This window comes from Planococcus sp. SE5232, assembly GCF_050686535.1.
Taxonomy (GTDB): Bacteria; Bacillota; Bacilli; order Bacillales_A; family Planococcaceae; genus Planococcus.
The window spans coordinates 692,387-706,796 of sequence record NZ_JBOGCP010000001.1 but is presented as its reverse complement, the minus strand read 5'-3'; the positions used below and the strand labels follow the sequence as shown (position 1 = coordinate 706,796).

The 14,410-nt window shown below is 45.6% G+C and carries 14 protein-coding genes; 4 read left to right on the top strand and 10 right to left on the bottom strand.

Going from position 1 to position 14,410, the window contains the following annotated elements; all coding sequences use genetic code 11:
• Positions 1–135: 135 nt before the first annotated feature.
• Positions 136–966 carry an ABC transporter ATP-binding protein gene (locus ACRC6Q_RS03395; RefSeq protein WP_223639764.1) on the top strand — a complete coding sequence of 277 codons (831 nt, stop codon included), beginning with the start codon at positions 136–138 and terminating at the stop codon, positions 964–966.
• Positions 966–1,610, top strand: a complete 645-nt coding sequence (locus tag ACRC6Q_RS03390; RefSeq protein WP_223639761.1) for a hypothetical protein — start codon at positions 966–968, stop codon at positions 1,608–1,610. The genes ACRC6Q_RS03395 and ACRC6Q_RS03390 overlap by 1 nt, the downstream gene beginning before the upstream one ends.
• Positions 1,611–1,666: 56 nt before the next feature.
• Here the strand turns inward: ACRC6Q_RS03390 and ACRC6Q_RS03385 are convergent, their stop codons facing one another.
• Positions 1,667–2,029, bottom strand: coding sequence for a VOC family protein (locus ACRC6Q_RS03385; protein WP_431465813.1), 363 nt, complete (start codon positions 2,027–2,029; stop codon positions 1,667–1,669).
• A gap of 143 nt (positions 2,030–2,172) precedes the next feature.
• Here ACRC6Q_RS03385 and ACRC6Q_RS03380 point away from each other — a divergent pair, with 143 nt between their 5' ends.
• Entirely contained in the window at positions 2,173–2,853 is a 681-nt protein-coding gene (locus ACRC6Q_RS03380) for a hypothetical protein (RefSeq protein ID WP_431465812.1), read from the top strand.
• Between the two features lie 34 nt (positions 2,854–2,887).
• Here ACRC6Q_RS03380 and ACRC6Q_RS03375 read toward each other — a convergent pair whose 3' ends face one another.
• Positions 2,888–3,760, bottom strand: coding sequence for a VLRF1 family aeRF1-type release factor (locus ACRC6Q_RS03375; protein WP_223639752.1), 873 nt, complete (start codon positions 3,758–3,760; stop codon positions 2,888–2,890).
• Between the two features lie 159 nt (positions 3,761–3,919).
• Here ACRC6Q_RS03375 and ACRC6Q_RS03370 point away from each other — a divergent pair, with 159 nt between their 5' ends.
• Positions 3,920–4,234: a DUF3243 domain-containing protein gene (locus tag ACRC6Q_RS03370; RefSeq protein WP_223639749.1), complete on the top strand. Its 315-nt coding sequence runs from the start codon at positions 3,920–3,922 to the stop codon at positions 4,232–4,234.
• A gap of 16 nt (positions 4,235–4,250) precedes the next feature.
• On the opposite strand, the gene ACRC6Q_RS03365 is transcribed toward ACRC6Q_RS03370, so the two are convergent.
• The 8 genes from ACRC6Q_RS03365 to ACRC6Q_RS03330 all read right to left on the bottom strand — a co-directional run bounded on the left by ACRC6Q_RS03365 (position 4,251) and on the right by ACRC6Q_RS03330 (position 14,408).
• Positions 4,251–5,519 carry an MDR family MFS transporter gene (locus ACRC6Q_RS03365; RefSeq protein ID WP_431465811.1) on the bottom strand — a complete coding sequence of 423 codons (1,269 nt, stop codon included), beginning with the start codon at positions 5,517–5,519 and terminating at the stop codon, positions 4,251–4,253.
• Positions 5,520–5,569: 50 nt separating this feature from the next.
• The gene (locus tag ACRC6Q_RS03360) at positions 5,570–7,696 is read right to left on the bottom strand and encodes an ATP-dependent helicase (RefSeq protein WP_431465810.1); all 2,127 of its coding nucleotides are present in this window, start codon (positions 7,694–7,696) and stop codon (positions 5,570–5,572) included.
• A gap of 530 nt (positions 7,697–8,226) precedes the next feature.
• Complete coding sequence (locus tag ACRC6Q_RS03355; protein ID WP_431465809.1) at positions 8,227–8,754, bottom strand: general stress protein; 528 nt, start codon at positions 8,752–8,754, stop codon at positions 8,227–8,229.
• A gap of 63 nt (positions 8,755–8,817) precedes the next feature.
• The gene (locus ACRC6Q_RS03350) at positions 8,818–9,018 is read right to left on the bottom strand and encodes a YwbE family protein (RefSeq protein ID WP_223639735.1); all 201 of its coding nucleotides are present in this window, start codon (positions 9,016–9,018) and stop codon (positions 8,818–8,820) included.
• 226 nt (positions 9,019–9,244) lie between these two features.
• The gene (locus ACRC6Q_RS03345; RefSeq protein WP_223639732.1) at positions 9,245–10,375 is read right to left on the bottom strand and encodes a DUF2382 domain-containing protein; all 1,131 of its coding nucleotides are present in this window, start codon (positions 10,373–10,375) and stop codon (positions 9,245–9,247) included.
• Between the two features lie 126 nt (positions 10,376–10,501).
• Entirely contained in the window at positions 10,502–12,550 is a 2,049-nt protein-coding gene (locus ACRC6Q_RS03340; RefSeq protein ID WP_431465808.1) for a catalase, read from the bottom strand.
• Between the two features lie 123 nt (positions 12,551–12,673).
• Complete coding sequence (gene glsA, locus ACRC6Q_RS03335; RefSeq protein WP_223639726.1) at positions 12,674–13,645, bottom strand: glutaminase A; 972 nt, start codon at positions 13,643–13,645, stop codon at positions 12,674–12,676.
• 160 nt (positions 13,646–13,805) lie between these two features.
• Entirely contained in the window at positions 13,806–14,408 is a 603-nt protein-coding gene (locus tag ACRC6Q_RS03330) for an alpha/beta hydrolase (protein ID WP_431466319.1), read from the bottom strand.
• Positions 14,409–14,410 lie beyond the last annotated feature (2 nt).

Here is a 14,410-nt window from a genome sequence, read left to right as displayed (position 1 = left end):
TCTGTCACATTTGTAAAGCATTTTCTGAAAATCGTAGTGAAAATTGTTCTCATTTAATAAGAATTTATGCTATAGTAACTGTAACGAAAATCCTATCAAACAGAATTACAGTGAAAGATATGGAGGAATTGCGCAATGTCAATAGCCGTCAAAACCAGCGACTTGTCAATTGGATATACAGATAACCTACTTTTCGAAAACCTGAATTTATCGATTCCGCGCGGCGAAATATCGGTATTTGTGGGCAGCAATGGCTGCGGCAAATCCACCCTTCTTCGCTCGATTGCGCGTTTACTTAAACCTCAAGAAGGCTCTATACTCTTGGAAGGCAAAGAAGTCCATAGCATGTCTTCACGTGAAGTCGCGAAAAAAATGGGCATTCTCCCTCAATCTCCAGTATCACCTGAAGGGCTGACAGTCCACGACCTGGTCAAACAAGGCCGTTATCCACATCAGTCCTGGCTGAAACGCTGGACCGAAGAAGATACAGAAAAAGTGGAAGCCGCTATGAAAGCGACGCGCGTTGATGCATTCCGCGACAAGCCTGTAGACGAATTATCAGGGGGACAGCGGCAGCGTGCCTGGATTGCCATGACACTTGCCCAAGATACCGAGATTATTCTCTTGGATGAACCCACTACTTATTTAGATATGACACATCAAATCGAAATTTTGGATTTGCTGTTTGAGTTAAATGAAACTCAAGGCCGTACAATCATCATGGTTCTTCATGATTTAAATCTGGCTTCCCGCTATGCCCATAACATCATTGCCATTAAAGACGGCGATGTATTCGGACAGGGAACGCCTGAAGATGTCATTAGCTGCGATTTGGTCCGTTCCGTTTTCGGAATGGAATGCCAGGTTTCCAAAGATCCTTTGTTTGGAACTCCCCATTGCGTTCCATTTGGCAGAGGCCGTTGCATCGTCCCTGAAATCCGCCAAGCGTTAAGCAGTGCGCAATAATGGAAAAACTGGATCTTTTCCAAGTACACCTCCAACCGGATGCAAATGGATTTATGACTTTGTCTGAAAGCATGGAAAGCCGTTCTTTTGAATTGATCCAAAAAGTCATCCGTGAATCCGGAGCACCCACTGAAGCCGTAGCCTCGTCTATCTTCATGCGGCGCTTCGGTTTTTTTATAACCGCTCAGCTTTATTTATTGGCACATCAACAAGTGTGGGCTGGCCCACTTAGCGAAATCCACTTGACTGAAGCCGAGTACGGAATTGCTTTTGAAGTTGATGGAAAATGGTTGAGGCCACGACAGGAAGGCGACCTGGAAATGGTCTTGAAGGAATACGCAAGTCCAGTTGTGGAAACGTTCCGGAAAATCGGCCCCATCTCCAAATTGATTCTTTGGGAAAATATTTGGGGATATGCCATCTGGATGTATGGCATGGAACAATCAGTACAGGCTGAACAGGACTTGCAGGCTTTGCTGAATGACACACTCTGGCAGCCCGAAATGCGGAAATCGCATTTCAAGCAATTTCTAGGCGGACACAGTCTGGAGCATTCACAAGAAGAATACAAACGCGTAACCTGCTGTCTCTACAAAGAATTGCCGGAAACGGATAAATGCCCATACTGTCCTTTGCGCAAATAAATGCCCTGCTCATATGCAGGGCGTTTTCGTTTTTTATGATTTCTTTTCAGCAGTGATCATTTCAAAAATTCCAACCGGTTTCCGAAAGGATCGAAGACGAAAAATCGCTCGACACCCGAAATGCTGTCATCTTCTTTCCATACAATACCGGTTGCTGATAAATGAGCCTTCAGCTCACTATACCCCGCTACACGAAATGCGGGATGCGCTTTTTTGGCTGGCGAAAAAGGTTCCTCCACACCTACATGCAATTGCTGTCCACCAAATTCAAACCAAGCTCCGCCTCTTCCTTGCAAAGCTTTCGGCTTTTCGACTTCCTGCATCCCTAAAATACCTGCATAGAACTCTCTCGCCGTCTCTTCTTTTCCAGCCGGTGATGCCACCTGTACATGATCGATCTGTAAAATTGAAAAATCCATTTCCTCACTCCTTTCCCTTCAGTTTATCCAAGTTAGCGGCAAAAGAATATACGCTTGTTTTAGAGCTTTGCCATAAGATTATCCAATCACTTTGCAAACTCCGCTCTTTTGCCGTAGCATGAAAAATAAAGAGGTGATTCCACATGACTTTACCATCACAGGCAAGGTATTCATTGAGCAGCCAATCCGTAGCAGTGGATCGTATTCCGCACCAGCCGTTCAGCCAGGACATTCCCCTGATGATCGAGGAACTGAAAGCCTGGTGCGAGACCGACAATGCCGGTGCAGCAGTATCCTATTTCTTCCGTCAATATGCGCTCTTTGTAACTGCTCAATTCAGTCTGCTCCATCAGCATGGCGGCTATATCTCTATCCACTGGAAGGACCTCCAATTTGACCGGGTCCACAATTATGGGTTGCCGCTTCTGCAGACCCATGTCGACTCGTCTTCGTTCCAAACTCTTGAGGGAAATGAAAGACATCAGGCTTTCCATGAAATCCTTCATCAGCAAGTAGATGAACTGGTGAAGGAATTTAAAAAATACATAAAAATATCTCCCATCACCTGTTGGGAGAACGTACTGGGATCTGTCCTTTGGTTTTATGCCGGTCTGGAAACACGCGAACCTCGAAAAGTTGCAGAGGACATGGAATGGCTTCTTGATGCAGCTAATTGGAAGCCGGTCAAAACTTCTTATCTCGCTAAACTGCTTGGCGATATCCCCCTGCAGCAGGCTGTTTCAAAGCCGCTTAGAAAAACCTGCTGCCTGTACAAAGAGATGCCGTCTTTTAATACCTGTACATTCTGTCCAACACCAAATTAAAGCACCTCAGCATGTATGCTGAGGTGCTGTATGCTTATACTTCAAATACTTCGTGCAGGATTTTCCCTGGATCGTTATTGATCAGGTTTTTATAGACGCAGCTTGTCGGTTTCTTTTGGAGCGCTTTAGAGAAAGACTTGGCGTGTTCGGCTTCTCCGACCACGTGGATTTCTTCCCATTTGCGCTCTTTTTTCAATTTCTCGATCTTGCTGCCCATGTCTTTATAAAAGCGTTCGAGGTTTTCTTTCAGCCGGTGATCCAATTCATCGACAGGGCTTCCTCCGCCACTGCCGCCAATGACCGGGCTATTTCCTCCAGCAGCACCGCCGCCAACGGATCCTGCACCTGAACCGCCTGCTCTTCCCTGAATGCGTCCGGAACTGCGTACGCCTTTCTGTTCTGTCCAAACTTCCAGCCCGGCATCGAATTCATAAAAGAATTCTTCATTGATAATCCCCATTGATGTATCGATTACACGGATTCCTTTAAAGCTTGGCAAAATGATGCCCGCATACGGATAGGCTTTGTACATATAGCGAAGCTCTTCAAGAGCAGGCTTCGTCTCCCAGTGGAAACTTGTTTTTACCGGGACCTGAACATAGTGGACAGACCACAAATCTTTATGCGGTGATGCAAAAATAACGACACCCTTCTGGAGGTCGTTTTGATTGTCTAAAATTTCTTTTTCAACTTTTTTTCTCAAGGCTTTATATACCTGTATTTCTTTTTCATCATTCGAAGCCTTTAAATATTCGTCTAATCGTTTCAAACCATTTTTCAGATGGATTTTCCACGCCCCGTTTTGGGCGTTTAAGTCAGCTGGATTGGTATTCAGATATACACTTAACACGCAACGGTCTGGACATTCGAAACTCTTCAATTCCTGGATTTCGTCGTATAAAGTCATTCATTCATCATCCTCCTTGTATTCCATCCTTGTTATCTGATTACCCGAAGGCAGTTAATTTAAACGAATCTTCTGAACCATTATTGAAACCACGTTTAAAATTCAGCGACAGTGGTAAATAGAGAGTACGATAAAAAATTTGAAGGAGCGTGTTACAGAATGGAAAACATCAACAAGCAAGTTGAAGATAAACTCAAGAATACAGATGACAAGAAAAAAGAGCAGATTTTAGCGGACTTCTCAGTTTTCATCAATTATTTAGGTGATAAAGTGGAAATCGGAGAAAAAATGGGCTTAAGTGAAGAACGCATCGCGCAGTTAGCCGAAAAAGTTGCAGGATATCTAGCTAAGAAAGAAGATCCAAAAAATAGCGAAGAGTATTTATTGCAGCGCCTATGGCAGGTCGGCGATAAAGAAGAACAGCATATGCTGGCACACATGCTGGTGAAATTAGCCAAAGACCAAGACAAATAATTTGAAAAGGCCTTCCTCAATGGGAAGGCCTTTTTTCGTATAGATGAAACATCAACAGATAGACAATGCCGCTGGCGAGTGCAAGCAGACCCAAAAGGCCGAATGTCCACGCAAAACCGAACCAGGCTGTCATCGGAATGGAAACCGGCGCAATCATCCGGCCAATGGTGTACCGCAAACTGGCCGCTGCAAAATATTGGCCACGCATGTCCTCAGGCGCCAATTTAGAGATGAAGTTCTGCTGCAGTCCAACGACCATCAGCTCCGCAAATGTGAAAACAGCCATTGCGACCACGAATATCCAGAACCATGAAGTCAACGGAAACAGCCACATCGCCAATGCGTAGAAAGCGGCAGATGTGAAGAAAACCCATTTCTCTGGAAATTTGGTCATCCACCGGGTAACCACCACCGTCAGCAACGCGACAAATAATCCGTTTTCAGCCAATAGAATGCCAAAGGAAGTTTCTCCTGTGACAGACCATTCCTGGTCAAACAGAGTGGCTACTGTCTGGCTGTCAATCGTTTCCTTCAAATAGACGGGAATCAGCAGATCCAATTGCATAAACGTCTGGGCACCCAAAACACCGGCAATGATAAATAATAGAAACAAACGATCTTTGAAAATCAGACCGTATTCCTTAAATTGCTTTAAAATTGCGCCAGTCCATCCTGTTGCTGTCTGCGACTGCCATTTGTCCACCATAACCTGGGACAAGGTTTCCTTTGTCAGTAGTCTCAGCACCAGACCAAGCAGCATCGAAATCACTGCAACCGCCAGCAATAGCTCGAAACGGTAAGAAAAGAATAGGATCGCGCCAAAAAGCGGTCCCACTACAACCGCAATATTCAAGGTTGTGTAAAAAATCGCAAAGACATCGCTCCGGTATTTTTCCGGTACGACATCCGCAATCATTGCCTGGCTCGCCGGCCAGTATAGGGAACCGCACATTCCAGCAAGAGTGAACGCGACAAAACCAAGTTCTGGCGATTGCAGCCAAGGTGAATTGGCAAAAGCAAATAACAGAAACGTAAAACCCTGCGCAATAGAAGCCACGACCAACATCCGTCTGCGGCCGAAACGGTCCGCGCAATAACCGCCAACCAGGTTGGCTGCAACTGAAAACACCTGTGAAATCACCAGCAGCAAGCCTGCCATTCCTTTGCCGAATTCTTCGGCAAAATAAATCGCTAAAAACGGAAATACCATCCAATAACTCGTATTCATAAAAAACTCGCCTACCAGGCGTACCTTTAAACTTCGATCCCAATCCTTCAATCTCATTCCCGTTTCCCCACGTTCTTTTATAGGCCACTTCTATTTTTCCAGAAGTGCTACTCGATAATCTCCAACAATCTATAACTTAAGCAAATATCGATCATTAAATCTTTTCGTTCTTTTGCGAATTGGATGGAGATGCGTTCCTTATCCCGCTCAATGATTTCTCCCGCCCCAAATACCCGGTGCCGGACCTGAACGCCTTGACGCAAAGCATCTTCTGAATGGATCGCATTCGGATTATCGGGCACCTTCACTTTGATGGGTGTTTTGGCTGCAGTCCGCTGTGTTGTTGCCAACCTTTTTTCAGGGATGATCAGTTTGCGCACTTCATCTGCAAAACGGGATTCGCTGCCATAGCTGATCAGCTCTAAATGGTTTTTAGCCCTGGTCATCCCGACATAGAACAGGCGCCGTGCTTCTTCCAACGTATCTGGATTCTCCGCATCTTCTTCAGTTGGAATAACACCTTCCACCAAATCAATCATATAAACCCGCTCAAACTCCAGACCTTTGGAGCTATGGAAAGTCGATAAAGTCAGCATGTCGTCGGTTTTTTCCACCTTTGCCTGCTGAGTTACCTGCTCGAGCTGTTTCAACCGTTTGGCAAACGCAGTCATGGACTCAAGCGGTTCCGCAATCTGTTCCAAAGTCGTTAAAATCTGTGTTAAATAAGTCATTTTCATACCGAATTTCTCCGCGCGGCTCGCAAGCATCTGATCGTAGCCCATTTCCCCTCGGATGGTTCGGATGACCTTCAATGGCTTCATGCCATTCAATGCAGCAAACCATTTTTTCTGTTCGGCCAGAATTTTAAGCTGGTATTCCTTTAAGGTGATCGTCAAATTGATGTCGTCAAAAGCATTGTTTCCTGTCGGATTCATCCGGCTCAGCATCTTCAGTTGGCTGCCTGACCAATAGGCATTGGTTTTAGAAGCCACTTTCGAATAAATGTCGATACGTTCCGGCTTCAGGCTGAAACGCATGAAGTTCAGCATATCTTCTACAATCCAATGAGAGAAAAAGCGGTTATCCGAATCCTTCATATAAAAAGGTATGCCCAAGCGTTCAAGTTCGCTCATTAGCAGAGTGGACGAAGAGTTGTTGCGGTACAGAATAGCCACGTCGCCGTAATCGGTCAATTCCTTGAGCTCTTTCATAAGGTATTTGAATTGGGCTTCTTCTGAACCCAAGCGTTTCAAAACAATCGGATCGCCTTCCGGTTGCTTGGTGAACATATTTTTGTCATGGCGCTTTTTATTGGTCTTGATGAATTCATTGGCGGTGTGGACGATATTTTGGGATGAACGGTAATTGCGCTCCATTTTCATGATGTAGGCATCTGGGTAAACCGTTCTGAACTTCAGTAGGTAAGTCGGTTCAGCAGCTCTCCATGTATAAATTGACTGATCATCATCGGCTACCACACAGAGATTTTGATGTCTTGCCACCAGCTTTTCCACAATGGCATGCTGGATCAATGAGGTATCCTGACTTTCATCTGTCATGATGTAATCCCAGCGTCCCTGGTATTTCGCTAATAGGCTCTTGTCTTTTTCAAGCGCTTCATAGGCCAGTGACAGCATGTCATCAAAATCGACCAACCTAACGTCATAGTTTTCTTTGAAGGCTTCATAGGTTTTCAGGATTTCAATAGCACCTGGAAATGGTTCCTTTAACTTCGCCCATTCTGTTCTGGGCAACATTTTGTTTTTCACGAAACTGATAAATGAAATCAATTCTTCCAGTTGGTCCTCTGTAATCGGCTCATCATTTTCAGTTTTGTACATTTCACGAAGCAGCTTTTTTTTGTGAAGGCCATTCGTCTCGTTGCCTTCTATCATGACGTAACGTGAACCTGAAAAATAATCACGGGTGATTTGGAAAGCCAGACTATGGATGGTCGAAAAATCGATGGGTTGCAGGGAAGGAAAAAATCGTTTGTACCGCTCGAGCATATCGTTCGCCGAAGCTTTGCTGAACGTGATCGCTTTGATCCGTTTTGGAGAAACACCCTTTTCTTCAATCAGGTATCCGATGCGCATAATCATCGTGGTTGTTTTTCCAGATCCGGGACATGCCAGCAAAAGCAAAGGACCTTCCGTCCGTTCTACCGCTTTTCGTTGTATTTTATTTAATTGGACTCCAAGTTCCTGTTTTTTTCGTTCAAAGAATTGGCTCATTATGAGGGGCTCCTTCATTTTTCAATATCCCTATATTAACACAAAAACGGACCCGGTTTAATGGGTCCGTTTCTGTTCAAGCAGATAAAGAGAAACTTCAAAGCGGGATAAAGCTTATGCTGTGTTAGGTCTGGAAGAGCTACACTGGCGCTTCCGCTTTTCTTATTGTCCAGCTCCAGCGCCCAGCCCCTCGAGTCGCTTCAGCCTTACCGACAATGGCAAAGGACGCCATTATCGGTAAGGCTTCCAGCGCTTGTCGGGGCTACACGGGCGCTTACGCTTTTCTCATTGTCTAGCTCCATCAGCCAGATTCTAGGGTCATAAGCCACCCTGGTGTCTAGTTCAGTGCCTAACTCTTCGGGTCATAAGTCAACCCAGCTGTGTGGCAAAAAGCGCCACTTCGCTGGTCTGTCTTATGCCTGTCAGAGTTGAACAGGCACTTCCACTTTTCATGCTGTGCGGCTGAGAACATGCCGCTGCGCCAGGGCGTCTTATGCCCGTCGAATCTACATGGCTGCTTACGCTTTTCTTTAAATAAAGTTCTTTTCATCTGGCTTGCTGATTGGGTCTGCATTGCGCTTGTCTTTTCTGAATGCGGGATCTTCGTAATGCCGCTCATCCAGTTCAACCGCTTTCCCTTCGCGTTCTTCTTCTATGGTCCGCGGACCTTCCGACTCAAGCTTGTCCTGTTGAATTTCCGTCTTTTCGTCTTCGGGCAATTCAAATGCATCGTGTGCATCTTTGTTTACATAAAGCAGTAGCTTGCCTTCTTGTACGTCCCGATAGTAGCGTTCTGACTCATTTTCATCAATCCCCATATTCAGAAAGGCTTGATGAACTTTTTGATCACCTGTTAAAAAAGTGGCGAATCGATCGGCCCAGCCAGTTTCAGTTGAATGGACTTCTACATCTGATTTCCCTTTTAGTAGGGATAGCTGGTTACTGGACTTGCCCATAATATACATATCTTTTTCCAAATAGCCATCTTTTTTCAGTTCTTCGATTTTCTGCAGAACTTCTTCCTGTGTATGATAGGTTTCGATGAATCGATTCAGCATGCTGATCTCTCCTTAATAGGGGTTACTGTATTTTACCCTTATGCCAGGAGCTCGAAACAACCGTTACTTTTGAGACAAAATCTCACAGACACGTCCAACCTGTCCGTCTTCCAACCGCACTTTGATGCCATGCGGATGAGTTGCTGAGTTTGTCAATAAGTCCTTGACGATGCCGCGGGTTTTCTTTCCTGAACGCTGATCTTGTTTTAAAATCACATTTACTTCAATACCTGGTTTCACGTCACTTCTTTTTTTACCGTCCACGCTTATCCCTCCTTACTTTCTTCTATCATACGCTATTCCTTCCAGCTGAACAAAACATGCTCAAATCAAAACCAAGGAAGGAAAAGTCATCCTTTTCCTTCCTTGGCGCAAAGCTGCCGTTTATGGGTTAATTCTTTTAACTGCCTGAAAGGCTTATTGCTCTAAACTTTACGCAACCATCTAAAAAAGCGGGGATTTCTCCCCGCCTCATCGTTCATTTCATCGATTATAAACGGTCTCGATCCGTGCGGTTTTTGTGGTCTTTACGAGTTAACTCGTCGTCCGTCACATTGGTATCTTCATCGATATCCGCTTCTTCACGACGGACAGTCTCGTTAACAGTTTCAGTGTCCTGTACTTTGCGTTTTCCGACCACAATCTCTTCAGCTACTACGTCTTTTTTTGTAACCTCGACGCGTTCTTCCGATACTGGGATGTGGATGTTTTCGCCTTCTTGATAAGCATCTCCAGTTAAACCGGAATCTTTATCGAAGGAATTTCCAGTTGTTTCTTCGTTTACAGGGCGGCGCTCTACATATACTTCTTCACGCTCTACCGGTACTTCGATTGATTGGTTTTCTTCGACAACGTGTTTCCCGACGTTCACTTCACCGGTTTGTACACGCTCTTTGTCGACATTCAACCGCTCTTCATGCAGACGGAGTTTTTCTTCATCCGTGCCAGTACGATCAAGGTCTCTGTCTTTGGCGTCAAAATTATCCGTGCGATTGACATCATCAACCGTACGATCTGATCCTAAACCGAAACCTGTGCCTGAATCTTTTCCGACGCCGGCTGTTTCCGTAGTATCACGGCTGAACTTATCGTCTTTTTTATTGTAGTAAACGTCATTTTCAGCATTTGTATCCACTGTTAAACCATCTTTGGCTACAGCTTCGTCGTCCATACGGCCTCTGCTGCTTCCTAATCCGGCTCCGGTAGCGCCGGTAGCTCCAGCTGCACCCATCGTTCCTGCTGCGTCACTTCTTGATGTATTGTCATACGGCGCATTACCTTCATAGTTCGCACCATACTCACGATCTACAAACAATAGGATTTTGCCGTTCTGTACTTCTTTGTAATAACGGTCAGCTTCTGCTTCATCTACACCCATTCCAGAGAAAGCTTGGCGTGTAGGTTCATCCCCTGATAGGAATCCCATGAACTTATCCATCCAGTTGCCTTCGGATGATTTGTAATCCACATCTGTCCGTCCCCGGACCATTGAAATCTGATCTTTATCGCGTGCCATTACATACATATCTTCTTCGCGGGAACCTTGTGCTTTCAATTCCTCAATTTTTCTCAATACTTCCGTTTCACTGTCGAACGTTCCCATAAATTTATTGTTGGCCATTTTCTATTCCTCCAATTTTTTATGCGTATTTTGAAAATGCTTGCTTAGTTTAGAAAATACCCCGCACGTCTTTTCTTAAACATTTCAGTGTTTTAAGATTTTAGTTTCGGCTGTTTTTTTTCTTCTTTATTCGACTTGTCTATCCCAGTGGCGATGCGCTGTGATAGCTTCAAGGAACGGCTCTGTAAAATTGGAAGCATCGCTTGCTGCAACGACTCCTGGCTGATCTTCGATGGCGGCTGCCTTCAACCATTGCTGGCCATCATGTGTCGCACCGATCGGTTTGTAATGATCGAATGCTTCTCCAATATAGCGGGCTGCCTCTTTAGCAAACTTCCTGCTGACATCTGGTCCTCCGACAGCATAAATGGCGTCATAGAGAACCGGATCGGTCGTAGTGAATGTGTGGTCGACTTCAAGTTCTTTACCGTTCGAGCCCATCACTGTGCCTTGCATTTCACTGACCACTTCGTATTGAACACCTTTCGCTTGGAGTCCTTCGAGGATTTTCAGCACCTCAGCATCATTAAAGCCTTTATCTGCCAGGACTCCGACTTTACGCGTAGCTGGCGATTTCACAGTATTGTCCAGACTCAGCGCTGGAGAAGCTTTAGTGACATCCGAACCACCGTTTGTTGGAGGGGCGACACCAATATTCTTAGCTACTGCCTGCGCCATTTCCAAGTTGACATTCGTGAACATCTCAACAGCACCTTCACGAATCCATTTCTCCTGGCATTTTCCGAGTTCAAAACTGAAAGCTTCGACAATATGCTTTCGTTCCGGTTCTGTCATACTGTTCCAGAACATGGTCGCTTGTGAGAAATGATCCTTAAAGCTCTCACTGCGGGCACGCACTTTACGCCCTTCCATTTTTTCCTGGTAATGAGAATAGCCGCCTTCAGCTTCACTGACAGGAGCTGGCGTACTGTTTGTGAATGAACTCTTCTGATAAGAAACTTGCCCTTTATTGATCGTTTGGCGTCCGAAACCGTCCCGCTGATTGTTATGGAATGGGCAAACCGGTCGATTGATCGGCAGTTCGTGGAAATTTGGTCCATTCAAGCGGAGCAATTGGGTATCTGTATAGGAAAACAAGCGACCTTGCAGCAAAGGGTCGTTCGAGAAATCGATTCCCGGTACCACATGCCCCGGATGGAAAGCCACCTGTTCTGTTTCCGCAAAAACGTTGTCAACGTTGCGGTTCAAGGTCATTTTCCCGACAATCTGAATCGGAATTTCTTCCTGTGGCCATAGTTTCGTGGCGTCCAATAGATCAAAGTCGAACTTGAACTCGTCTTCCTCCGCGATAATCTGGACGCCCAACTCCCATTCAGGGAAATCTCCCTGTTCAATGGAATCATACAGATCCCGACGATTGAAATCCGGATCTTTACCGGCGATTTTCTGTGCTTCATCCCACACAAGAGAATGGGTCCCAAGCGTCGATTTCCAATTGAATTTAACGAAATGTGATTTTCCTTCAGCATTGACGAAGCGGAATGCATGCACACCAAAACCATCCATCATCCTGAAGCTGCGGGGAATTGCGCGATCAGACATCAGCCACATCATCATATGCGCTGTTTCCTGGTTGTTGATGACAAAATCCCATAAGGTATCATGCGCACTTGCCGCCTGTGGCATTTCATTGTGCGGCTCCGGCTTCACAGCATGGACAAAATCCGGAAACTTGATGGCATCCTGAATAAAGAACACCGGCATGTTATTGCCGACCAAATCATAATTTCCTTCCTCGGTATAAAACTTCGTAGAAAATCCTCGAACATCCCTCACTGTCTCTGCAGATCCTTTTGATCCGGCAACAGTCGAGAACCGCACAAATACAGGGGTCTTCTTACCTTTTTCCGACAAGAACTTGGCCTTTGTCAAAGACTCCAACGATTCATACGCCTCAAACACTCCATGTGCAGCATATCCTCTGGCATGGACAACGCGTTCCGGAATCCGTTCGTGGTCAAAATGGGTCATTTTTTCACGGAAATGAAAATCCTCCATCAATGTAGGGCCGCGCTCTCCAGCTTTCAATGAAAATTCATCTTCCGCCATTTTCAGCCCTTGATTGGTCGTCAAGCTTTTGCCGGTATCATCCGTCCGGTACTGCTCCAATTGTTCATCCTTGCTGTTTTCATTCACTTCAGGTTCTTTCGCCATTTTGCCACTCCTTTTATTTTTATATTCTTTCTTTTACTACCCTGTCTTGTTTTAATGCACACCTCTATTTTTATTTTATTCAGCAAAAAACTCCGCAGGCTGTTAAAGCCTGCGGAGTTCCTATTAAAAGATGCTTAAATCCCATTCTTTCGAAATTTGCCGCAGCATCATCGTGCCTGCTGCACTGTTTCCTTGTACATCGATTGCAGGGCCATAGACACCAATGCCCGCTCCCGCCCGGAATTCATAAGTTTGTGAGTGGAGTTTCGGTGGAACAGCAGCCATGATACCACCTGAGACACCGCTTTTCGCTGGAATCCCGACATGAGCCGCAAAATTTCCGGAAGAATTGTACATGCCGCATGTCACCATGAGGACTTTCGCCACCTGCGCAATTTCTTCAGAGAAATGCTTTACTTTTGTAATCGGGTTAAACCCGTCATATGCAATGATCAGGCCGATCAATGCCAAATCCTTCGTGCTCACTTTAATCGCGCATTGCCGAATGTAAATATCCAGCGCTTCCTCCACTTCGAGATCCAGGAACTTCGCTTCTTTCAAATAGTAAGCCAATGCCCGGTTCCGATGAGATGATTTCCATTCGGAATCGTATACTTCCTTATCAAGCTCAAGCGGATGGCCCACCAGCTCTTCCAGAAAATGCAGCAGGAATTCATATTTCTTCTGGCTTGTCTGTCCTGGCAGCAACGCTGAAATCGTGATTGCTCCTGCATTGATGAAGGGATTGAACGGCTTGTTCGGACGATGGATTTCAAACGGGATAATTGAATTGAACGCTTCTCCGGTCGGTTCCACATCCACCCGCTCCAACACAAAATCCAACCCGTAATGGCAGCTCAATGCGATGAATGTCAATGCTTTTGAAATGCTCTGCAGAGTGAATTCCTTATCCGTATCTCCTGCGCAATAATAATTCCCTTCATCATCGACCATACAGATTCCGAGTTGGCTCGGATCCTCTTTTCCAAGTGCCGGTATGTACTGCGCGGTGGTTCCCAATATGGCATGGCCCTTATTATCTTTGACCCAAGCCTCTAACTGCTCCTGAATACGCGGATTGGTTTGCACTGCCATCCCTCCTTCTACTTCTTTCCTCCTATCATGAATGAAAGCAGTCGCCTTTGTCAAAAGCGTTCCCCCGCTGGCCCAAGAACTTTTGGCATTGTCTGCTTTCTGCATCCATACTCAATGGACGAAAGAAAAAAACCTTCCCTGCACACAGGGAAGGTTCATCTTATAACTTGTCGTACCAGGTTTTGGCGGCTTCCACTTCCGGCATCGTCAATTGATGGCCGAAATCTTCCCAATGCAGCTCAGTGTTTGCACCGGCACTTGTCAGCAGCTTGTCAAGATCTGTCGATTCTTCTGCCGGACAGATGGGATCATTGGTGCCTGCTGCGATGAATACAGGAACACCTGTTAAATCGGGCAAATCCGCCTCGCGGTTGGGCACCATCGGATGATGAAGAATTGCTCCTTTTAACGAATCCGAATACGTAAACAGCAAATTAGCGGCAATGTTTGCGCCATTTGAATAACCGATTGCAATGACATTGCTGCGGTCAAATCCATGTTCCTCAGCAGCCTGTCCAATAAACTCATGGAGCTCTTCTGTGCGGACTTTCAAATCTTCCATGTCGAAGACACCTTCTGATAACCGTTTAAAAAAACGGGGCATGCCATTTTCCGATACGTTGCCGCGAACGCTCAAGACAGAAGCCTCCGGGTCGATATGGGCAGCGATGGCCAGCAGGTCATTTTCATTTCCACCTGTTCCATGAAGCATCAGAAAAGTTGGTTTAGCAGGATTGCTGCCTTGTTGAAAAATATGTTTCATCA